Annotated in this window: 21 protein-coding genes; 9 read left to right on the top strand and 12 right to left on the bottom strand. The window is 73.5% G+C overall.

Going from position 1 to position 21,013, the window contains the following annotated elements; all coding sequences use genetic code 11:
• Positions 1 to 10: 10 nt before the first annotated feature.
• From AB4039_RS17145 to AB4039_RS17120, 6 genes are all read right to left on the bottom strand, one after another.
• A complete protein-coding gene (locus AB4039_RS17145; RefSeq protein ID WP_266837484.1) occupies positions 11 to 721 on the bottom strand; it encodes a lysophospholipid acyltransferase family protein in 711 nt (236 codons plus the stop codon).
• 65 nt (positions 722 to 786) lie between these two features.
• The gene (locus AB4039_RS17140) at positions 787 to 945 is read right to left on the bottom strand and encodes a hypothetical protein (protein ID WP_167456808.1); all 159 of its coding nucleotides are present in this window, start codon (positions 943 to 945) and stop codon (positions 787 to 789) included.
• A gap of 32 nt (positions 946 to 977) precedes the next feature.
• Complete coding sequence (locus tag AB4039_RS17135) at positions 978 to 1,946, bottom strand: cytochrome c oxidase assembly protein (RefSeq protein WP_266837481.1); 969 nt, start codon at positions 1,944 to 1,946, stop codon at positions 978 to 980.
• A gap of 92 nt (positions 1,947 to 2,038) precedes the next feature.
• Positions 2,039 to 3,067 (bottom strand): 6-phosphofructokinase, encoded by a 1,029-nt coding sequence (locus AB4039_RS17130; RefSeq protein WP_266837479.1) that lies wholly within the window; start codon positions 3,065 to 3,067, stop codon positions 2,039 to 2,041.
• 197 nt (positions 3,068 to 3,264) lie between these two features.
• Complete coding sequence (locus AB4039_RS17125) at positions 3,265 to 3,993, bottom strand: type 1 glutamine amidotransferase (protein ID WP_100661023.1); 729 nt, start codon at positions 3,991 to 3,993, stop codon at positions 3,265 to 3,267.
• Between the two features lie 30 nt (positions 3,994 to 4,023).
• The gene (locus tag AB4039_RS17120) at positions 4,024 to 5,262 is read right to left on the bottom strand and encodes a Mur ligase family protein (RefSeq protein ID WP_266837476.1); all 1,239 of its coding nucleotides are present in this window, start codon (positions 5,260 to 5,262) and stop codon (positions 4,024 to 4,026) included.
• 123 nt (positions 5,263 to 5,385) lie between these two features.
• Between AB4039_RS17120 and def the strand changes: the two genes are divergently transcribed.
• Positions 5,386 to 5,943: a peptide deformylase gene (gene def, locus AB4039_RS17115; protein ID WP_266837474.1), complete on the top strand. Its 558-nt coding sequence runs from the start codon at positions 5,386 to 5,388 to the stop codon at positions 5,941 to 5,943.
• On the opposite strand, the gene AB4039_RS17110 is transcribed toward def, so the two are convergent.
• Positions 5,940 to 6,584, bottom strand: a complete 645-nt coding sequence (locus tag AB4039_RS17110; RefSeq protein WP_100661026.1) for a TetR family transcriptional regulator — start codon at positions 6,582 to 6,584, stop codon at positions 5,940 to 5,942. The genes def and AB4039_RS17110 overlap by 4 nt on opposite strands.
• A 196-nt stretch (positions 6,585 to 6,780) precedes the next feature.
• On the opposite strand from AB4039_RS17110, the gene AB4039_RS17105 reads away from it, so the two are divergent.
• Entirely contained in the window at positions 6,781 to 8,010 is a 1,230-nt protein-coding gene (locus AB4039_RS17105) for an acyl-CoA dehydrogenase family protein (protein WP_266837471.1), read from the top strand.
• Between the two features lie 393 nt (positions 8,011 to 8,403).
• Here AB4039_RS17105 and AB4039_RS17100 read toward each other — a convergent pair whose 3' ends face one another.
• The gene (locus AB4039_RS17100) at positions 8,404 to 8,826 is read right to left on the bottom strand and encodes an SRPBCC family protein (protein ID WP_442271117.1); all 423 of its coding nucleotides are present in this window, start codon (positions 8,824 to 8,826) and stop codon (positions 8,404 to 8,406) included.
• A gap of 155 nt (positions 8,827 to 8,981) precedes the next feature.
• Here AB4039_RS17100 and AB4039_RS17095 point away from each other — a divergent pair, with 155 nt between their 5' ends.
• Entirely contained in the window at positions 8,982 to 9,167 is a 186-nt protein-coding gene (locus tag AB4039_RS17095) for a DUF5999 family protein (protein ID WP_100661028.1), read from the top strand.
• A 143-nt stretch (positions 9,168 to 9,310) separates the two neighbouring features.
• On the opposite strand, the gene AB4039_RS17090 is transcribed toward AB4039_RS17095, so the two are convergent.
• Together AB4039_RS17090 and AB4039_RS17085 are read right to left on the bottom strand one after the other, a co-directional pair.
• On the bottom strand, positions 9,311 to 11,332 hold the full coding sequence (locus tag AB4039_RS17090; protein ID WP_266837466.1) for an NB-ARC domain-containing protein: 2,022 nt from the start codon (positions 11,330 to 11,332) through the stop codon (positions 9,311 to 9,313).
• Positions 11,333 to 11,504: 172 nt separating this feature from the next.
• Positions 11,505 to 12,470: a fibronectin type III domain-containing protein gene (locus tag AB4039_RS17085; RefSeq protein ID WP_266837464.1), complete on the bottom strand. Its 966-nt coding sequence runs from the start codon at positions 12,468 to 12,470 to the stop codon at positions 11,505 to 11,507.
• A gap of 229 nt (positions 12,471 to 12,699) precedes the next feature.
• On the opposite strand from AB4039_RS17085, the gene AB4039_RS17080 reads away from it, so the two are divergent.
• The 6 genes from AB4039_RS17080 (at position 12,700) to AB4039_RS17055 (ending at position 19,575) form a co-directional block, all read left to right on the top strand.
• A complete protein-coding gene (locus AB4039_RS17080; RefSeq protein WP_442271116.1) occupies positions 12,700 to 14,289 on the top strand; it encodes an ABC transporter substrate-binding protein in 1,590 nt (529 codons plus the stop codon).
• Positions 14,286 to 15,275: an ABC transporter permease gene (locus tag AB4039_RS17075; protein ID WP_442271115.1), complete on the top strand. Its 990-nt coding sequence runs from the start codon at positions 14,286 to 14,288 to the stop codon at positions 15,273 to 15,275. The genes AB4039_RS17080 and AB4039_RS17075 overlap by 4 nt, the downstream gene beginning before the upstream one ends.
• Positions 15,268 to 16,251 (top strand): ABC transporter permease, encoded by a 984-nt coding sequence (locus tag AB4039_RS17070; RefSeq protein ID WP_442271114.1) that lies wholly within the window; start codon positions 15,268 to 15,270, stop codon positions 16,249 to 16,251. The genes AB4039_RS17075 and AB4039_RS17070 overlap by 8 nt, the downstream gene beginning before the upstream one ends.
• Positions 16,252 to 16,328: 77 nt before the next feature.
• Positions 16,329 to 17,225, top strand: a complete 897-nt coding sequence (locus AB4039_RS17065) for an ABC transporter ATP-binding protein (protein ID WP_442271149.1) — start codon at positions 16,329 to 16,331, stop codon at positions 17,223 to 17,225.
• Positions 17,218 to 17,877, top strand: a complete 660-nt coding sequence (locus AB4039_RS17060; RefSeq protein ID WP_266837456.1) for an ATP-binding cassette domain-containing protein — start codon at positions 17,218 to 17,220, stop codon at positions 17,875 to 17,877. The genes AB4039_RS17065 and AB4039_RS17060 overlap by 8 nt, the downstream gene beginning before the upstream one ends.
• A gap of 129 nt (positions 17,878 to 18,006) precedes the next feature.
• Positions 18,007 to 19,575, top strand: a complete 1,569-nt coding sequence (locus tag AB4039_RS17055) for a hypothetical protein (RefSeq protein WP_442271113.1) — start codon at positions 18,007 to 18,009, stop codon at positions 19,573 to 19,575.
• A 32-nt stretch (positions 19,576 to 19,607) separates the two neighbouring features.
• Here AB4039_RS17055 and AB4039_RS17050 read toward each other — a convergent pair whose 3' ends face one another.
• A complete protein-coding gene (locus AB4039_RS17050; protein ID WP_266837452.1) occupies positions 19,608 to 20,234 on the bottom strand; it encodes a cytochrome b/b6 domain-containing protein in 627 nt (208 codons plus the stop codon).
• A complete protein-coding gene (locus tag AB4039_RS17045; RefSeq protein ID WP_266837450.1) occupies positions 20,218 to 20,955 on the bottom strand; it encodes a molybdopterin-dependent oxidoreductase in 738 nt (245 codons plus the stop codon). The genes AB4039_RS17050 and AB4039_RS17045 overlap by 17 nt, the downstream gene beginning before the upstream one ends.
• Between the last annotated feature and the right edge of the window lie 58 nt (positions 20,956 to 21,013).

The raw sequence follows: 21,013 nt of genomic DNA, 5'->3' as shown, positions 1-21,013 counted from the left end.
GGGAGAAGGCTCAGCGCGGTCCGCGCCGGGCCTTCTTCCGCTTCTCCTCCTCCTCGGCCTTGACCTCGGAGGCGTACCGGTCCACGTACTCCTGGCCCGAAAGGCCGAGGATCGCGTACATGATCTCGTCCGTGACGGCGCGCAGGACGGCCCGCTCCCGCTCCATGCCCGCGTAGCGGGAGAACTCCATCGGTGCGCCGAAGCGGATCGTCACCCGCCGGATCTTGGGGATCCTCCGGCCGGGCGGCTGGATCTCGAAGGTGCCGACCATCGCGCACGGCACCACCGGCACCCCGGCGCCGAGCGCCATCGCCGCCACTCCGACCTTGCCCTTGTAGAGCCGCCCGTCGTGCGAGCGCGTGCCCTCCGGGTAGATCCCGAGCAGCTCGCCCCCGGCGAGCACCCCGAGCCCCTCGCGCAGCGCCGCCTGACCGGCGTCCTTGCCCGAGCGGTCCACCGGGATCTGGCCGGCACTGCGGAAGAACGCGGCGGTCAGCCTGCCCTTGAGGCCCGGCCCGGTGAAGTACTCCGCCTTCGCCAGGAAGGTGATCCTGCGCCTCAGGATCGCGGGCATCAGGAAGTGGTCGGAGAAGGACAGGTGGTTGCCCGCGACGATCGCCGCCCCCTCCGCGGGGATGTTCTCCAGCCCCTCGATCCGCGGCCGGAACAGCAGCCGCAGCAACGGTCCGAGCAGCACGTGCTTGAGCAAGTGGTAGAACACCCGGTGCTTCCCTTCGCCCGACGGTCGCTCCGCGTCCGACCGGGAGCGAGGCGTACGCGGCCCGCTCAGGCGCTGCCGGCGGCGGCCATCCCCAGGGTCAGCAGGCCCAGCACCACCCAGCCGAACCACAGCCAGCCGTTGCTGCCGAGCGCCACGGAGTACGCGGAGACGGCCACCAGGGCGGCGAAGGTCGTCACCGCCATCGCCTTAACGGATCCGGTCATGCCCCATGGTGGCGCCTGGGGAGGCCCGAGCGCTACTGGCCGCGCCCTTGGAGCGAGGCGAGGTACGCGTTGTACGCCTCCAGCTCCTGGTCGCCGTTGCGCTCCTCGGCCCGGTCGGAGCGCCTCGCCGCGCGCTGTTCCGAGTGGTACCACTGGTACACCAGCGCGATCAGCACCAGCACCGAGGGGATCTCGCTGAACGCCCAGGCGATGCCGCCGCCCCACTGCTGGTCGAGCAGCGGATCGATGCCGAGGGAGGCCGGCGGGTTCTGATACGTCTTGATCATCGGCTCGCTCGCCATCATCAGGGCGATCCCGAAGAAGGCGTGGAAGGGCATGCCCGCGAAGAGCTCCAGCATCCGCATCACGTAGCCCGGGCGGTGCGGGCCCGGGTCTACGCCCATGATCGGCCAGAAGAAGATCAGGCCGACCATGAGGAAGTGGACCATCATCGCGATGTGGCCGGTCCTCGACTCCATGAGGAAGTCGAAGAGCGGGGTGAAGTACAGGCCGTAGAGGCTGGCGATGAACATCGGGATGGTGAAGGCCGGGTGCGTGATGATCCGCATGTACCGGCTGTGCAGCAGCATCAGGAGCAGCTCGCGGGGGCCCTTGCTGCCGCGGGCGGCGGGCGGCAGCGCGCGCAGCGCCAGCGTGACCGGCGCGCCCAGCAGCAGCAGGATCGGGCTGATCATGCTGATCACCATGTGCTGGACCATGTGGACGCTGAACATGACCATGCCGTAGTCGTTCAGCTTGGTGCACATGACCAGCGCCACGCTCAGCACGCCCGTCACGAACCCGACCGTCCGGCCCACCGGCCAGGCGTCCCCGCGCCGGCGCAGGCGCAGCACGCCCCACCCGTACAGGGCCAGCCCCAGCAGGGAGCCGAACAGGAAGAAGGCGTCGAAGGAGAACTCCAGCCCGCGCCCGAGGGTGAACGGCGGCAGGTCCATGTTCATGTCCATATCCATGTCCATGCCGTGACCGCTGTGATCCATCTGTTCACTCCCTTGACTGTGGCGCTCCACCACAGTAGTGCCGCCCCCGGACGCGATCGCGTCCGGGGGCGGCACTCAGCAGGGGGGAAACATCACAGGACGTTCTGTGCCTCTTCGTACCGGTCCGCCGGAACGGTCTTCAGGGTCGACGTGGCCTCGGCCAGCGGCACCATCACGATGTCGGTGCCGCGCAGGGCCGTCAGCATCCCGAACTCGCCCCGGTGCGCCGCCTCCACCGCGTGCCAGCCGAAGCGGGTGGCGAGGACGCGGTCGTAGGCGGTGGGGGTGCCGCCGCGCTGGACGTGGCCGAGGATGACCGGACGGGCCTCCTTGCCGAGCCGCGCCTCCAGCTCGACGGCGAGCCGGTTGCCGATGCCGGCGAACCGCTCGTGGCCGTACATGTCCGTACCGCCCTCCTCGATGGCCATCGAGGAGCCCGGAGCGGGCTTGGCGCCCTCGGCGACCACGACGATCGCGAACCGCTTGCCCGCCGAGAAGCGCTCGCCGACGATCGCCGTCAGCTCCTCGATGTCGAAGGGGCGCTCCGGCACCACGATCGCGTGCGCGCCCGCGGCCATGCCCGAGTGCAGGGCGATCCAGCCGGTGTGGCGGCCCATGACCTCCACGACCATCACGCGCTGGTGGGACTCGGCGGTGGTCTTCAGCCGGTCCAGGGCCTCGGTGGCGACGCCCACGGCCGTGTCGAAACCGAAGGTGACGTCCGTCGAGGCGATGTCGTTGTCGATGGTCTTCGGCACGCCGACGATCGGCAGCCCGCCCTGCGCGAGCAGGTTGGCGGCCTTCAGGGTGCCCTCGCCACCGATCGGGATGATCGCGTCCAGGCCGAGGTCGGCCACGTGCCCCCGGGCCCGCTCCACGCCGTCGCGCAGGTGCGCGGGCTGGACGCGGGAGGAGCCGAGGATGGTGCCGCCGCGGGCCAGGATGCCGCCCACGGCGTCGAGGTCGAGCTTGCGGTAGTCGCACTCCAGCAGGCCGCGCCAGCCGTCGTGGAAGCCGATGACCTCGTCGCCGTGGTCGACCACGGCGCGGTGCACGACGGAACGGATGACGGCATTGAGGCCGGGGCAGTCGCCGCCGGAAGTGAGCACACCAATGCGCATGGCAGGAAGAACCTTTGCAACGTGGGCCGACGACCGGACCACGTCGTCCGGTTGGAACTACCTGCCAGCCTACAAGCGGATTCCCGGTGGACTGAACCATCCTCCACATGCTGGTCGGCACAATCGTACGAACGGCCGTCGGCCCGGACCCCCTGGGGTACCCGGGCCGACGGACGGTACGGCAGGCGCCGGGCGGGCTACGCGGGCTGCGTGGCCGCCGCGATGCGCTCGTTGCGCAGGGCCTCGTACCAGCGGTCGTCCAGGGGCGGCAGCGCGTTCACGTCGAGGGCCAGCTTCAGCAGCAGGTCCGCGATCAGCGGGTTGCGGGCCATCACGGGTCCGTGCATGTACGTGCCGAAGACGGTGTCGCTGTAGGCGCCCTCGGTGCCGTCGCCGGTGCCGTTGCCGCGGCCCAGCCGGGTCCGGGCGAAGGGCTTGGCCGTCGGACCCAGGTGCGTGACGCCCTGGTGGTTCTCGAAGCCCGTCAGCGGCGGCAGGTTCAGGCGCGGGTCGATGTCCGCCAGCACGTCGCCGACGCACCGCTCGCCCTCGCCGCGCACGGTCACGACGTCCAGCAGGCCCAGCCCCTCCTGGCGCTGGCCCATGTCGTTGACGAACTCCTTGCCGAGGATCTGGTACCCGGCGCACACCGAGAAGACGATCGCCCCGTTCGAGACGGCGCGCTCCAGGCCGCCGTCGCGCAGCAGCCGCTCCGCGGCCAGCCGCTGCGGCCGGTCCTCGCCGCCGCCGATCAGGTAGATGTCGCCCGAGGTGGGGATGGGCTGGTCGCTGCGCACGTCCACGCGCTGCACGTCCAGGCCGCGCTGGCGCGCCCGGCGCTCCACCACGAGGGCGTTGCCCTGGTCTCCGTACGTGCTGAGCAGGTCCGGGTAGACCCACACCAGACGCAGGCTGTTGTCGCTCATGCTCTTGTCCTCTGCGGTTCTGACGGGGTGCTAGTTGCCGACGCGGCGGCGCACGTCCTGGAAGGCGGTGTAGTTGGCGATCAGCTCGATCTGACCGGGCGGTGCCAGCTGCACGGCCTCGTCGATGGTCTCGCAGACCCGGAAGTCCAGACCGGCCACTTCCAGGCGGACCGCGAGGTCCAGCTTGCGGTCGCCGATCACGAAGATCGGGTGGCCGGCGAGGCGCGGGTAGTCCACGTCCCACAGCCAGGACGTGTCCGTGCCGTCGGCGCCGCGCGCGTTCACCGAAAGGATCACCGGCGTGGGCGGCGGGTCGATCAGCGAAAACGTTTCGAGCCAGCCCGCCGGGTTCTTCGCGAGCAGCAGCCGCAGCTCACGGCCCATGAAGTTCACCACGTCATAGCGGCCGGCCACGGCCTGGACCTGGTACATGCGCTCCAGCGCGACCTGCGGGGGCACGCCGAACACGGCGGCCACGGCGGCCGAGGTGGCGGCGTTGGCCTTGTTCGCGCGGCCCGGCAGCTGGAGGTGGATCGGCCATGCGCTGCCGTGCGGGTCGAGCACGTGGTCGCCGGAGAGCACCCAGCTCGGGGTGGGGCGGCGGAAGCCGCACTCGCCGCAGAACCAGTCGTCGCCGGGTCGCTGCATGACGCCGCCGCAGGAGGGGCACGACCAGGCGTCGTCCTTCCACTCCTGGCCGGCCGCCACCCACACCACGTTCTGCGAGGACGACGCCGACCACACGATCAGCGGGTCGTCGCAGTTCGCCACGATCACGGCCTTGGAGCCCTGGAGGCCCTCGCGCCACTTCTCGGCGAGCATGCGGGTCTCGGCCGCGCGGTCCAGCTGGTCGCGGGAGAGGTTCAGCAGGGCGATCACCTTGGGGGTGACGTCCCGGGCCACCCCGGCCAGGTACTTCTCGTCGACCTCGATGACGCCGTACTTGGCGTCCGAGCCGCCGGCCAGGGCGGAGGTGATGCCCGCCGGCATGTTGGCGCCCAGCGCGTTCGAGACGACCGGACCGCTGGCCCGCAGGGCCTCCGCGATCAGGCGGGTCGTCGTGGTCTTGCCGTTCGTCGCGGAGACGAGGACGACATCGAGATGCTGCGCCAGCGCGCCGAGAAGATCGGGGTCCAGCCTGAGTGCGACCTTGCCACCGATCACCGATCCGCTTCCGCGTCCCGCGGCCCGCGACACCGCCGCCGCGGCCTTGCCCGCCGTCACGGCCAGCTTGGCCCGCGGCGAAAGCGGCTCCGTGTTGCCTGCCATCGTCCCTTGTCCTCCTTGCGTCGGTCGGCCCCAGCCTATCCAGTACCGGCCGGGGCCTTGACCGCGGCGCCCCAGGGACGCCGCGGATCTCCTCATATATTCGCCCGTCGTACCCTTACGGCCATGCGACAGCGCCCCATCCCCGGTACCACCGGACTCGTCCGCACCATGAGCCTGCTGGGTGATCCGGTGCTCCATTCCGCCTGCGCGGAGGTCACCGCCTTCGGGCCCGAACTCGACCGTCTCATCGAGGACATGTTCGCCACGATGTACGCCGCCCAGGGCGTCGGCCTCGCCGCGAACCAGGTCGGCGTCGGGCAGCGGGTCTTCGTCTACGACTGCCCCGACGACGATGACGTCCGCCACGTCGGCCACGTCGTCAATCCGCGTCTGGTCCTCGCCGACGGGGACGAGTTCCGCGGCCCGGAGGGCTGTCTGTCCCTGCCGGGCCTGGAGGCGGGCACCGTCCGCTTCGACCGGGCGGTCGTCGAGGGGGTGACCTCGGACGGGTCCCCGGTGCGGATCGAGGGCACCGGGTTCTTCGCCCGGTGCCTCCAGCACGAGTGCGACCACCTCGACGGAACCGTGTACGCGGACCGGGTGACCGGGCTGCGCGCCCGCCGGCTGCGCCGGGCCGTCCGCAAGGCGCCGTGGGGCCCCGCCCGCGACGCCGGGAGCTAGAACCCGGGGCCGTCCACGCGGTTGCCCGCCGTGGCGAGCCGGCCCCAGAGCAGGTCCGTGAGGCCGGCCACCAGCTCGGCCCGGCCGCAGGGGCGTTCGCCGAGCCACCAGTCCCCGGCCGCGTGCATCATGCCGACGATGCCGTGGCCCCAGATCCGGGCCGTGCGTTCGCCGCCCGGGCCGAGGTCGACCCGTTCGCCGATGACCTGGGCCAGTTCCTCGCCGAGCCGGCGCAGCAGCGGGGCCGAGTGCAGGCCCACGTCGAAGCCGCGCTCGGTGCTCTGCGAGTCCTCGGCCGGGTGCATCAGGAAGCGGTACACCTGGGGCCGGGCCTCGATGGCGGCGAGATAGGTGTCGAGGGTGGCCTCCACCCGGCGGCGCCGCTCGGCGGGCGCGTCGAGGGCGGCCCGCAGCGAGTCCAGCAGGGCGTCCGTGTGGCGGACCGCGAGGGCCTGGTAGAGCCCCGCCTTGTCGCCGAAGTGCCGGTAGAGGATGGGCTTCGTGATGCCCGCCTCGGCGGCGATGGCGTTCATCGAAGCCTTGGGGCCGTCCCGCAGCACGACGCGGTCCGCCGCCTCCAGAAGCTCCCGCCGACGGCGTTCGGCCGCTCCCGGCTCACCGGCCTGCGCAGTGGTGTGCATGACGTGTTTCTCTCCCCGCCCTTGCGATGGTGCGTGACGCCCACGCAACGTAACACCCCGCACACCCTCGCGATCGAATCGGCGTCGCTTGACAGTGCTTACCGGCCGGTAACAGACTGTGGCCATTGTTCAGGTTACCCGCAGTAACTCGCGGACGTGGGTCTGCCGGTGGCGGTGTGAGACAGCTGGAGGGGACATGGCGGAGTTCACCATGGAGCTCAACGAGGACCAGAAGCAGGTCCGCGACTGGATCCACGGGTTCGCCGCGGACGTGATCAGGCCCGCGGCCGCGGAATGGGACGAGCGCGAAGAGACTCCGTGGCCCGTCATCCAGGAGGCCGCCAAGGTCGGCATCTACTCCCTGGACTTCTACGCCCAGCAGTTCTTCGACCCCACCGGCCTCGGCGTCCCGATGGCCATGGAGGAGCTCTTCTGGGGCGACGCGGGCATCGCCCTGTCGATCGTGGGCACCGGACTCGCGGCCATCGGCGTCCTCGCCAACGGCACCGAGGAGCAGATCGGCACCTGGATCCCGCAGATGTACGGCACCCCGGACGACGTGAAGGTCGCCGCCTTCTGCTCCTCCGAGCCGGACGCCGGATCCGACGTCGGCGCGATGCGCACCCGGGCCGTGTACGACCAGGCCAAGGACGAGTGGGTGCTGAACGGCACCAAGACCTGGGCGACCAACGGCGGCATAGCCAACGTCCACATCGTCGTCGCCGTGGTCGACCCGGAGCTCGGCACCAAGGGGCACGCCTCCTTCATCGTGCCGCCGGGCACGCCCGGACTCTCGCAGGGCCAGAAGTTCAAGAAGCACGGCATCCGCGCCTCGCACACCGCGGAAGTGGTCCTGGAGGACGTACGGGTGCCCGGGTCCTGCCTGCTCGGTGGCAAGGAGAAGCTCGACGAGCGCCTGGCGCGGGCCCGCGAGCGGGCGGCGGCCGGCGGCGGCGAGCGGGTGAAGAACGCCGCGATGGCCACCTTCGAGGCCTCCCGGCCCGCGGTCGGGGCGATGGCGGTCGGCACGGCCCGCGCCGCGTACGAGGTCGCCCTCGACTACGCGAAGACCCGCACCCAGTTCGGCCGCCCGATCATCGACAACCAGGGCGTGGCCTTCCAGCTCGCGGACATGCGCACGCAGATCGACGCGGCCCGGCTGCTGGTGTGGCGCGCTTCGTGGATGGCGGTCGCCGGCCGGCCCTTCACCGCGGCGGAGGGCTCGATGTCGAAGCTGTACGCGAGCGAGGTGGCCAAGAAGGTCACCGCGCAGGCGGTGCAGATCCTCGGCGGCAACGGCTTCACCCGGGAGTACCCGGTGGAGCGGATGCACCGCGACGCGGCCATCTACACGATCTTCGAAGGGACGAGCGAGATCCAGCGCCTGGTGATCGCGCGGACGCTCTCCGGCATGCCGATCCGCTAGCCGCGGTGTTACGGGGGCGGGGCCGGGGCCGGTGGCCCCGGCCCCGGCGCCGACGCGGGGCCGCCCGGGGCCGCGGGGCGGCACCCGTGCGCCCGTGGGGCGGTGGCGTACGGGTCGTGGGCCCGGGCCCGCGTGGGGCGGTGGCGTAGGGGTCTTGGGGCCGGGCCCGTGGTGGTGTGCGGGTCGTGGGGCCGGCCCCGTGGTGGTGTGCCGGTCGCGTGGCCGGGCCCGTGGCGGGGTGGCGTACGGGTGTTGGGGTCGGGCCCGTGGTGGGGTGGTGTACGGGTGTTGGGGTCGGGCCCGTGGTGGGGTGGTGTACGGGTGTTGGGGTTGGGCCCGTGGTGGGGTGGTGTGTGGGTGTCGGGGGCGGGGCCGCCGCGTTGCGGCCGGGGGTCAGTCGTGCAGGAGGCGGGTGAGGGCGCGGCCGAACAGGGCGCGGCCGGCGCGGGCCGTCAGGGGGTCCAGGAGGCGGGGCAGGCCCCGTACCCGGAGCTCCTCCCGCCAGAGGACCTCGGAGCCCCCGCCGGGGCCCGGGCGGACCTCGATCTCGGCCCAGCCCGTCACCACCCGGCCGCGCTTTTCGAGCCGGACCAGCCGGGGAGGCTCCCAGCGCACGACCTCCATCGGGTCGTCGAAGGTGATTCCGGCCACTCCGGTGCGGGCCGTGAAGCGGGTTCCGGCCCGCGTCGGCGGCGCGGTCTCGACGATCGTCCGGGTCAGCGGGACCTGCGCGCCGTGGCGTTCCCAGTCCGTCACCCGCCTCCAGGCGTCGGCCGGCGCGAGCGGGCTGTGGCGAATGATCCGGATGACGGGCATGAGCGCATGGTAAGCGGGCATACACACCCTGAACTGGACCTCGAATATGGGTTCCGTCCGGGGGTGGCGATCGGCAATACTCACCGCCACCGTGGATCGCGGATTCGACCGGGTGACCACCGGCCCTCCCGCCCCACACTGCGAGGAGGTGCGCCATGTGCTCCCACCAGCCCCCCTGCCCGCCCGCCGACAGCGCCGACCACGAGGCCGCGCGCGTCGTGGCCTCCCATCCCGAACAGGGCTGGAGCCTGCTCTGCAATGGCGTGGTGGTGTTCGACGACACCGGTGAACTGCTCCCCGAAGGCCGGACGGTGGAACCCCGTCGGCCGGCCCTGGTCTGAGCGAGGAGGCAGCATGCGCCAGCAGCTGATCCGCAAGCCCGTTCCCAAGCCCGCCCCCCGAGACCTGGACCTGCGCACACCGTCGGGCAGACCCCTCCCGTACTGACGGGAGCCCCGGCATTACGGCGTCCACCGGAAGGCGATCAGCCGGTGGACGCCTCAGTACCGCCCAGGAACGCGGTCTCGTACGCCGCGTCGCCGATCGCCGCCCGCGCCTGCCGTTCGCCCTGGTCCCGCAGGGCTGTCAACGAGGGCGAGCCCATCTGCGGCCGGCCCACCGTGCGCCACCACGCGTGCCCGGTGCCGAGCAGCCGCGCGGCCAGTTCCCCGTCGCCCAGGGCCGCCACCGCGGCCGCGAGCACGTCCAGGCCCAGCGCGATGCCGAAGCGGTCGCCCAGCAGCCGCTTCCCCGAGAGCATCGCCCGCACGTGCCGGGCGGCCTCCCCGTGCTGCCCGAGCCCCAGCGCCGCGACGGCCAGGATGTAGTCCGCGTACGCCCGCAGCCAGCGCTCGCCCAGCTCCGCACAGGACTCCCGCAGCCCCCGGGCCTCCTCGGCGGCTTCCTCGTAGCGCCCGAGGTCGCACAGGGCGTATCCGGTGGCCAGCCGGCACAGCAGCCAGCCGGTGCCGCTGGTGCGGCCGCCGTGGCCCGCCCTCGCCCGGGGCCCGGCCAGCGCGATCGCCGTCGTCGGGTCGCCCGGCATCAGGACCGACACGGACCGCAGGTAGGCGGCGCGCAGCTCCGGCTCCGGGTCGCCGAGCGGGGCAGCCGCGCGGGCACACCGCAGGCCGGTCTCCCGGGCCGGGTCCATGTCCCCCTGGAGCAGCATCGTCAGGCCGAGGGCCCACAGCCCCTGGGCCCTGGCGGCGCCCCCGGGCGGGGCCTCGTCCAGGGCCCGTTCCAGGAAGCGACGGCCCTCGTGGACGTGCCCGCAGGCGAACCAGAAGAACCACAGGGCGCCGGCCATCTCCAGGGCCGCGGCCGGGTCGGCGGCGAGCAGGTGCTCCAGGGCGGTGCGCAGCTGTGCGTGCTCGGCGGTCATCCTGCGGTACCAGTCCACCTGGCCGGGCCCCATCCAGCCCTCGTCGGCGGCCTGCGACAGCGCGGCGTACCAGTGGGCGTGCCGGTCGGCGACGGACCGTACCTCGCCCAGCTCCGCCAGCCAGTCGTGGCCGAACTCGCGGATGGTGTCCAGCATCAGGTAGCGGGCGCCCGCCCCCCGTTCCTGGGAGCGGCGTACGACGGACTTGGCGACCAGCCCCTCCAGCACCCGCTCCACCCGCCCCGGGGCCAGCGGCCCGCCGGAGCACACGGCCCGGGCGGCGGCCACGTCGAAGTCGCCGGTGAACACCGACAGCCGGGACCACAGCAGCCGCTCCACGGGCTCGCACAGCTCGTGGCTCCACCCGATCGCGGTGCGCATGGTCTGGTGCCGGGGCAGGTGCGCGGCCCGGGTGTCGGCGAGCACCTCGAAGCGGGCGCCCAGACGCTGCGCCATCTGCTCCAGCGTCCACAACCGCAGCCGGGCGCCCGCCAGTTCCAGGGCGAGCGGGATGCCGTCCAGGCGGCGGCAGACCTCGGCGGCGGTGCGGGTGCGGTCCGGGTCCGCGAAGACGGCGGCGGAGGCCTCCGGGGCGGCGGCCAGGGCGCGGGCCCGGAAGAGGGCCAGGGCGTCGCTGTCGGGGCCCTCGGAGGGCAGGGGGCGGACCTCGACCACCCGCTCGCCGGGGGAGCCCAGTCGCTCCCGGGAGGTGGCCAGCACCGTCAGGCCCGGGGCGGACTGCAGGAGTTCGCCCGCCAGGTGACGCACCTCGGAGACGAGGTGTTCGCAGGTGTCGAGGACGAGGAGGATCTCCTTGTCGGCCATCCACGCGCACAGCTCCTCGTCGAGGGGCTGCGCGGAGTGGTCGGCGAGACCGACGGCTTGGGCCACCGTGGTGGTGAGCAGTCTGGGGTCGCGCAGCGGCGAGAGCTGTACCCACCAGACCCCGTCGCGCCGGGCCGTGGCCCGGCCGGCGGAGCGCCGGGCGAGGCGGGACTTGCCCACGCCGCCGACCCCGGTCAGGGTGATCAGTCTTCGTTCGCCCAACAGGCGGTCGAGCAGGGCGATTTCACCCTCCCGGCCGACGAAGCCCGCCACGTCCGGCGGCAGATTTCCCGGCACGGCGCCAGAGTCTGGCGCAGGGCCGACACCCGCGGAGTCTGCCTGATTGTCGTTGACCGAGTACTCACCGAACACGGATGTATTGTGCGCGATCTTCTTTCACGGCACGGCCGTTCGCTTCGGATCGCCGTGCGCCGTGCGGGTGACGGCGGGCCGGCCGACGTCGTCCGCCTCAGCCGGCGAGGGTGATCCGGCGCTCCTGGCAGAAGGCTCCCCAGTTGCCGTCGGGCAGGCGGGCCCGGAGTTTCAGGGTCCAGGCGGTGCCGGCCGGTTCGGCGGTGGTGAGCCGGTAGGAGGCCCGGCCGGCCGGTACGGCTGCGGCCCCGAACTGGATGACGGTGACGGGCCGGTCGTTGACGTAGAGCTGGTACTCGCTCGTGGGGCGTCCCGTGTCCGGCGGGTTCCAGCTCAGGTCGACCGCGCCGGGGGAAGCGGCCGCGGTGAAGGCGCCGGGCGCGGTGTCCGGGGCCTGGGCGGGGTCGGCCGGGGTGGTCACGGCGACGGCGGGGCCGTCGGGTGAGGAGTTGTCGGCCCCGTCCCGGGCGCGGACGGTGAAGGAGTAGGCGGTGCCCGGCTGCAGGCCGGTCAGCGAGGTGCCCCGCTCGGCGGGGCCGGCCGTGTGGATGCGGGTGCCGCCCTGGTAGACGTCGTAGGCGGTCACGCCCGTGTCGTCCGTGGCCGGGCTCCAGTCGAGCCGGACCGTCCGGGGGCCCTCGGCGCGGCCGTTGGTGGCGGGCGGGGCGGTGGGGGCCGCGTGGTCCTCGGCCCTCGCCGCCGGGGTGGTGGCCCGTGCGGGCGCGCTGGGGGCGGAGCGGTTCCCGGCGGCGTCGCGGGCGCGCACGGTGAACTCGTAGGCCGTCCGGGGCGCGAGACCGGTCACGTCCACCATCGTCCGGTCGGCCGGCAGCTCCCGGACCAGTTGTCCGGCCCGGAAGACCTGGTAGGCGGTGACCCGGTCGGCGGGCGCCGCCGACTCCCACATCACGTGGACCGAAGTGGCGCTGCCCGCCTGGGCGGTGACCCCGGCGGGTGTGTGCGGGGGGCGGGTGTCGCCGGAGCCGCACCCGGCCGGCGCGCCGGCCGCCAGGCAGAGCGCGAGGGCCAGGGGGAGGGGGTGCGGGGGAGCGGTGCGTCGCACGGGGGGCCTTCCTGCGCTTCCTTGCCACGGTGACCTCGTAAAGGTCTAGACATATATGGCACGCGCGGCGCCGACCGGGCAAGACCCGTGCCGCGGGCGGCCGGCGGCCGGGGGTGACAGGGAGTCCCGAGAGGGGTGGTGTGGCCGGATTCGTCTTCTTCTGAACCCGTCTGACATTATTGCGATCTCTTTGCAATAACAGATGACCGTAAACAGGGATGTGCACAGCATGACGGCCCGGACAGTACGGGGAGCGACCGGAGCCGCGCTCGCCACCGCACTCATCACGGGCGTGACGGCCTGCGCGAACCCCTCGGGACCGGCCCGGCCGGCCGATTCCGCCGTGGTCGGCATCGCGACCGAGCCGGAGAGCCTCAGCCCGCTGCTGGGCTACGGCAAGGACGGCAACTCCAAGATCTTCGACGGGCTGCTCACCCACGACGCGGACAGGAAGCTCAGGCCCGCCCTTGCCGAGGCCCTGCCCGAGGTCTCCGCCGACGGCCGCACGTACACGTACCGGCTGCGCCAGGGCGTGGAGTTCAGCGACGGGGAGCCCTTCACGGCCGCCGACGTCGAGTTCACCTACCGGACCATCCTGGACCCGGCGACGAACAACGCCTCCAAGACCGAACTCGACGCGATCGACAGCGTCACCGCACAGGGCCCGGACCAGGTCGTCTTCACCCTCAAGTACCCCTACGCCCCCTTCGCCGAACGCACCGTCCTGCCCATCGCCCCGGAGCACGTCGCCGGGAAGCAGGACGTCAACAGCGGCGGGTTCACCACCCGGCCCGTCGGCACCGGACCGTACGTGCTCACCGGCTGGTCGAAGGGCGAGAAGATCTCCTTCAGGGCCAACCCTTCCTACTGGGGCGGCGAGCCCGCCGTGAAGAAGTTCACGATGGCCGTGATCAAGGACGACGACGTACGCGCCACCCGGCTGCGCTCCGGCGAGCTGGACGCCGCGATCCTGCCCCCGAACCTGGCCGCCGGCTTCGCCGGGGACCGCACGCGCAGGACGTTCGCCGCGAAGACCTTCGACTACCGCGACGTCACCCTCCCGACGCACCACCCGGTCACCGGCGACCCGGCCGTCCGGCAGGCCCTGGACATCGCCGTCGACCGCGCGGCCATGGTCGACAAACTCCTGGACGGCGCGGGCAAGGCCGCCCACGGCCCGGTGCCCACCGACAGCCCCTGGTTCACGCCCGGCACGGAACGCGCCCACGACCCCGACCGGGCGAAGAGGATCCTCGACGACGCCGGCTGGAAGCCCGCCGCGGACGGCGTCCGCGTCAAGGACGGGGTCCGCGCCTCCTTCCCGCTCTGGTACACCACCGGCGACAAGATCCGCCAGGACCACGCCCTGGCCTTCGCCTCCGACGCCCGCAAGGCGGGCGTCGAGGTCACGACCGAGGCCGGGACCTGGGAGGTCATCGAACCCCGGATGAAGACCGACGCCGTCCTCGCCGGCGGCGGCTCCCCGGCCGACCCCGACTTCGACCAGTACCCGCTGCTGACCTCCTCCCTCGCGGGCGACGGCTTCAACAACATGGCCGGGTACGACAACCCGGTCGTCGACCGGGCGCTGGCCGACGCCCGCAGGAGCGGCGACCCGGCCGCCCGCGCGACCGCGTACGACACCGTGCAGCGCGAGCTCGTCAAGAACCCCGGCTACGTCTTCCTCACCCACATCGACCACCTCTACGTCGTGAACGACCGCTGGGACGGCCCCACCACCCAGGTCGAACCCCACGACCACGGCCTCGGCTCCGGCCCCTGGTGGAACGTCGAGCACTGGAAGCCGAAGCAGCAGTGACCCGCGGTCTCCCCTGGGGGCCGATGGCGCGCATGGCCGGGCGGCGGACCCTGTTCGCCGCCCCCGTCCTGCTCCTCGTCACCTTCGGCGTCTTCGCCGCCGCCGCCCTGTCCCCCTTCGACCCCGTCAAGGCCTATGCCGGCACCGCGGGCCTGACCGCCTCACAGGCCGAACTCGACCAGCTGCGCGCCAACCTCGGCGTGGACCGGCCGTTCACCGCGCGCTGGTGGGACTGGCTCACCTCCGCGCTCACCGCAGACCTCGGCACCTCCGCCGTCCTGCGCCAGCCCGTCGCCGACGTCATCACCGGACGCCTGGGCTGGTCGGCCCTGCTCGCCTGCTGCGCCTTCGCCGTGGCCCTGCTGCCGGCCACGGCCCTCGGCGTGCTCGCCGCCCGCCGCCGGGGCGGCGCCCTCGACCGGGTCGCCACCGCCCTCGCCTACGTCCTGGAGGCGGCCCCCGCCTTCTGGCTCGGGCTGCTGGCCGTCTGGCTGTTCGCGGTCCGCCTCGGCGCACTGCCGTCCGGCGGACTCACCGACGCCGCCGACACCGTCACCGCCGGTCAGGTCGCCTCGCACCTGGTGCTGCCCGCGCTGGTCCTCGGCCTCTCCCACATGCCCTGGTTCTACCTCTACGTGCGCCAGGGCGTGGCCGACGCGCTGGAGGAGGACCCCGTACGCGGGGCCCGGGCGCGGGGCCTGTCCGAGCGGCGGGTCCTGCTCGGACACGGGCTGCGCTCCGGGATGCTCCCCGTGCTCACGCTCATCGGCTCCCGTGTGCCGGAGCTGATCACCGGGGCCCTGCTGGTGGAGACCGTGTTCAGCTGGCCCGGCATCGCAGCCGCCACCGTCCAAGCCGCCACCTCGGTGGACTTCCCGCTGCTGGCCGCCCTGACCGTCCTGGCCACCGCCGCGGTGCTGGCCGGGAACCTGCTGTCCGACCTGCTGTACGGGCTGGCGGACCCGAGGGTGGGCTTCGATGGCTGACCTCTCCGGCAAGACCGGCGTCCCCGAGACCGGCGTCCCCGAGACCGGCGTCCCCGAGACCGGCTTCCCCGCGACCGGCGGCCCCGCGGGCGTGGCCCCCGGCGCCCCCGCGGGCCCCGTGAAGTGGCGTCGTCACGGGCCGGACCGCCGCTCCACCCGCACCCTGCGCCTGCGCGCCTCGGCGGGCGTGCTGGCCCTGCTCGCCCTGGCCGTCCTGCTGGTGCCCCCGCTGGCGCAACTCGACCAGCAGGCCGTCGACCTCTCCGCGAAGCTGCTGCCACCGTCCCGGCACCACCCCTTCGGCACCGACGACCTGGGCCGCGACCTGCTGCTGCGCTGCGTCTACGGGCTGCGCGTCTCCCTGCTGGTCGGCCTGGTGGCGGCGCTCGCCGCGACCGTGCTCGGTACGGCGGTGGGCGCGGCCGCGGGAGCGCTGGGCGGCTGGACCGACCGGCTCGTCATGCGCGGCGTCGACGCCCTCTCCTCGGTCCCGCACCTGCTGCTCGGCATCTTCGTCGTGGCCCTGTTCCGGCCCGGCGTCTGGCCCGTGGTGGTGTCCGTGGCGCTGACCCACTGGCTGTCCACCGCCCGGATCGTGCGTGCCGAGGTGCTCTCCCTGCGCGGGCGCCCGTACGTGGACGCGGCCGTCTCCGGCGGCGCCTCGCGGTGGCGGGTCGCCGTACGCCACCTGGTGCCCGGGGTGCTGCCCCGGGCCGGGCTGGCCGCGGTGCTGATGATCCCGCACGCCATGTGGCACGAGTCCGCCCTGTCCTTCCTCGGCCTCGGCCTGCCCGCCCGCCAGGCCAGCCTCGRCACCCTCGTACAGGACGCGCGCGGCCCGCTCCTGGCCGGCGACTGGTGGCCCACCCTCTTTCCCGGGCTGCTGCTCATCGTCCCCACCCTGGCCCTCGCCGGGCTCGCCGGTGCCTGGCGCGACCGGCTCGACCCCCGGCGCCGTTCGGAGCTGACCCTGTGAGCCCCCACCCCGCACCCCCGCCCGCCGGGCGTCCGTCCCCCGTCCTGCGCGTGGAGGGGCTCAGCGTCCGCTTCCGGATGCGGGGCGGACGTCACGTCGAGGCCGTCACCGACGCCGCCTTCGAGCTGGGCCCCGGCAGCTGCCTCGCGCTAGTCGGCGAGAGCGGCTGCGGCAAGTCCGTCCTCGGCTCCGCGCTCCTCGGCCTGCTCCCCGGCAACGCCGAGACCGCCGGGTCGGCCCGGCTCGCCGACGGCCTCGACCTGCTGGCCGCCGACGAGAGGACCCTGGCCCGCACCGTCCGCGGCCGACGCGTCGGCCTGGTCCCGCAGAGCCCCGCCGCGCACCTCACCCCGGTCCGCACCGTCCGCTCCCACCTCCAGGAGACCGTCCGGGAACTGCTCGCCCCGCAGGGCGGGAAGGCGCGGCTGCGGGCGGCCGCCGAGACCGCCGCCGCGCGGGCCGCCTTCCCCGCCGACCACCTCGACCACCACCCCCACGAACTCTCCGGCGGCCTCGCCCAGCGCGCCGCCACCGCCCTCGCGCTCGTCGGGGACGCCCCCCTGCTCCTCGCCGACGAGCCGACCACCGGCCTCGACCGCGACCTCGTCGACCGCACCGTCGACGAACTGCGCGCCCACACCGGGGACGCCGGCCGGGCCCTGCTGATGATCACCCACGACCTGGCCGCGGCCCGGCGCGTCGCCGACACCGTCGCCGTCATGTACGCGGGCCGGATCGTGGAACTCGCCCCCGCCGAAGCCTTCTTCGGCGCACCCGCCCCCCGCCACCCCTACGCCCGCGGCCTGCTCGACGCCCTCCCCGAGCGCGCCTTCACCCCGATCCCCGGAGCCCCGCCCGAACTCGGCGACCTGCCGCCCGGCTGCGCCTTCGCCGCCCGCTGCGCCCTGGCCGACGCCACCTGCCGGGCCGTGCGGCCCCCGCCGACCGAAGGGGTGGTCTGCCACCGTGCTTGAGCTCCGGGGCATCACCGCCGGCTACGACCGCCGCCGGCCCGTCGTCCGCGACGCACACCTCGCGCTGCGCCCCGGCGAGGCCCTCGGGCTGCTCGGGCCCAGCGGCTGTGGCAAGTCCACCCTGGCCCGGGTCGCCGCCCTGCTGCACCGGCCCGACCGGGGGACGGTGGTCCTCGGCGGCCGCACCGTGACCGGCTTCCGGCACCGGGCCCCGCGCTCCCTGCGCACCGAGGTCGGCCTCGTCTTCCAGCAGCCCAGGCTCGCCGCGGACCCCCGCCTCAGACTGCGCGACCTCGTCGCGGAGCCGCTTCGGGCAACGGGCCGCGGGGCCGGGGCGCGGGCGACCGTCGCCGAACTGGCCGAGCGGGTCGGCCTCGGCCCGGACCTCCTCGCCCGGCGCCCCCACGAGGTCAGCGACGGGCAGCTGCAACGCGCCTGCGTGGCCCGCGCACTGGTGCTGCGGCCGCGCTGGCTGGTCTGCGACGAGATGACCGCGATGCTCGACGCCTCCACCACGGCGGCCCTGGTCGCGGTGGTGGAGGAGTACCGGAGGGAGACCGGAGCCGGACTGCTCGCGGTGGGCCACGATCCGGTGCTGCTCGGCCGGTGGTGCGACCGTACGGCCCACTGGAGCGACATCGCGGACGGATGATCGACTGTTGCGCCCACGTGAATCATCCGGATCATCCATGGACTCCTCGGACAGTGCGCTCTAGCGTCGGGCGGCGGCGCGATGTCAGACGCAATGTCAACAACACGATGGAACAAGGAGGACGACCGGATGTTCCGAAGAGCGCTGAACTGCGCCGTGGCCCCCGCCGTCGCCGCCCTGACGGTGATCGGCGGGATCTCCCCGGCCCATGCCGAGGAGATCCCCAAGGCTCCCGGCCACCGCCTGGTCAGCCACTACCAGGGGAGCCCCGCCGCCGAGGCGCCGCTGCCCGGCGAAGCCCCGCCGCAGCACCCCTTCCTCGCGCCCAACGGCCGCAGCGGCATGCACTCCGACGCGGCCGGCAGCGCCACCTCTCCCTGGTCCGGCCCGCTCGGCAGGAACCCGCAGGTCACCAGCGAGAAGATCGCCGCCCTCGGCGGTGAGTGCGCCACCGCCACCTTCGACGCGGGCGGCCGGCTCGTCACCGTCTGCGGCACCTTCTCCGGCTTCAAGGTCAAGCTCCTGGAGCCCCGTACGCTCGCCACGCTCGCGGAGTACCAGCTCCCGCAGCGCTCTTCGACGGTCGAGGCGATCACCTCCCTCGACTTCGCGAAGATCTTCAAGGACACCTCCGGCGGCGCCTACTTCTACCTGGACGACCAGGACCGGGCCGTACTGGCCGACTCCCGCCAGCACGTCCTGCGCCTGGCCCACGGCCAGAACCCCGACGGCAGCTGGAAGTTCACCGTCGAGAACGACTGGGACCTCACCGGCCAGGTGCCCCACGACTGCGTCAGCTGGACCAACCTGTGGCCCAGCGGCACCTGCGACCCGGTCACCTCCGTCATGCCCGACTGGAACGGCCGCATCTGGTGGGTCACCCGGCAGGGCCGCGTCGGCACCGTCGACCCGGGCACGGGCGCGATCCGCTCGATCCGCCTGGAGGGCGAGGAGATCCAGAACTCCTTCTCGGTCGCCGAGGACGGGGTCTCCATCGTCACCGACCACGCGCTCTACAGCTTCCGCGCCACCGCCGACGGCACCCCCGAGGCCCAGTGGCGCCAGACGTACGACCGCGGGACCGGCACCAAGCCCGGTTCCGTGAACCAGGGTTCGGGCACCACCCCGGACCTCTTCGGCAACGGCTACGTCGCCATCACCGACAACGCCGACGACCGGATGAACGTCCTCGTCTACCGGCGGGGCGCGGACGTCCCCGCCGACCGGCGGCTGGTCTGCAAGGTGCCCGTCTTCGGCTCCGGCGCCTCGACCACCGACAACTCCCTGATCACCTGGGGCAACAGCATCGTCGTCGAGAACAACTACGGCTACGAGAACCCCACCTCGCTGCTCCTCGGCAAGTCGGTCACCGGCGGCGTCAGCCGCATCGACGTCCGCGCCGACGGCAGCGGCTGCGACACGGTGTGGCAGAGCGCGATCCGCTCGCCCTCCGTCGTCCCCAAGCTCTCCACCGGCAACGGGCTGCTCTATTTCTACGAGAAGGAGCCCAACTCCTGGGGCATCGACGCCTGGTACCTCACCGCGGTGGACTTCCGCACCGGTGAGCGCCGCTGGCGGCAGCTGACGGGAACCGGGCCGCTGTACGACAACAACTGGGCGCCGATCACCCTCGGTCCCGACGGCACCGCCTACGTCGGCGTGTTCAACGGCATCGTCGCCGTCCGCGACGGAGGCTGACCCGGGCCGGCCCCCGCCCGAACGGCGGGGGCTCAGTCCCCGGGCCGCCACAGCGGATGCGCGGCGTCGGCCCACCACCGCCCGACGAAACCGGTGCGCATCCCGCGCCGGGCCTCCGGATCGCCCAGGGCCTTGCCGATGTGCCCGGCCAGTACGACGCCCAGCGCCAGGGCCAGCCAGTCGTGGACGAAGGTGGCGCCGGTCCGCCACAGCAGCGGCGCGAGYCGGGTGAACCACATCAGCAGCCCGGTGCCCAGCATCACCAGCACCGCCCCGGCGAGCCAGGCCGCCCAGAGCTTCTGCCCGGCGTTGAACTTCCCGGCCGGGCGCGGGCCCCGGCGGCGCAGTGCGGAGCGCAGCCAGACCCGGTCGTGCGGGCCGAAGCGGTTCAGCACCCGCAGGTCGGTCCGGAAGGCGCGCGAGGCGAGCCCCAGCAGGACGGGCACGGGCAGCGCCAGACCGGCCCACTCGTGGACCGTGACCACCAGGTGCCGGCGCCCGACCAGCTCGGCGAGCGGCGGCAGGTACAGGCAGCCGGCGGTGACCAGGCAGACCCCCATGAGGGCGGCCGTGGCCCGGTGCACCCAGCGCTCGGCCCGGGTGAACCGCTGCACCCGCTCGGCCGGGCCGGACGGCCGGGCCTCAGACGGTCGGGGCATCGTCGCGTCCGTTCGACCGGCCGACCCAGGCGTCCACGTCATAACCGAGCTCCTCCCAGTAGCCGGGTTCGGCCTCGCGGGTCACGGTGATGCCCGAGAGCCACTTCGCCGACTTGTAGAAGTACATGGGCGCCACGTACAGCCGGGCCGGCCCGCCGTGGCTGTGCTCCAGCGGCCGGTCCTGCATGCTCAGGGCCACCATGACGTCGTCGCGCCGCGCCTGCGCAAGGGTGAGGCTCTCGGTGTACGTCCCGTCGAAGCAGGTGAACCGGATGGCCCGGCCCTCGGGCCGCACCCCCGCCGCGTCGAGCAGGCGCATCACCGGGACGCCCTCGAAGGAGGTACCGGGGACCCGCCAGCCGGTCACGCACTGCACGTCGCGCACCACCCGGGTCTGCGGCAGCCGGCGCAGCGCGGCCAGGTCGTAGGTCATCGGCCGCTCCACCAGGCCGTCGACGCGCAGCCGGTAGTCGGCCGCTCCGCGCTCCGGCACGGACGCGGCGACCGAGTAGTACCGGAAACCGCCGCCGTTCGGCAGCAGCCCGGTCAGACCGGTCGGATCCCGGTCGGCGGCCGCCCCCAGTCCGGCCTCCACGCCCCGGCGCAGGGCGGGCGCGGCGACCAGTGCGGCGGCGCCGGCGGCGACGGTGCCGAGGAGCAGCCGCCGCCCGACGGGGGCACCGTGCCCGTCGGGGTCCTGCGTACGCGTATCCGTGCTCACCCGACGATTCGACCACCGGTACGGTCCCGGACACCAGGCGCGGCGGCCGTCCGTCAGA

Origin of the sequence: Streptomyces sp. M-16, from assembly GCF_052114405.1 — a bacterium.
In the GTDB taxonomy this organism is placed as follows: domain Bacteria; phylum Actinomycetota; class Actinomycetes; order Streptomycetales; family Streptomycetaceae; genus Streptomyces.
Note: the sequence above shows the minus strand (reverse complement) of the source record. Positions and strands in the feature narration are given on the sequence as shown.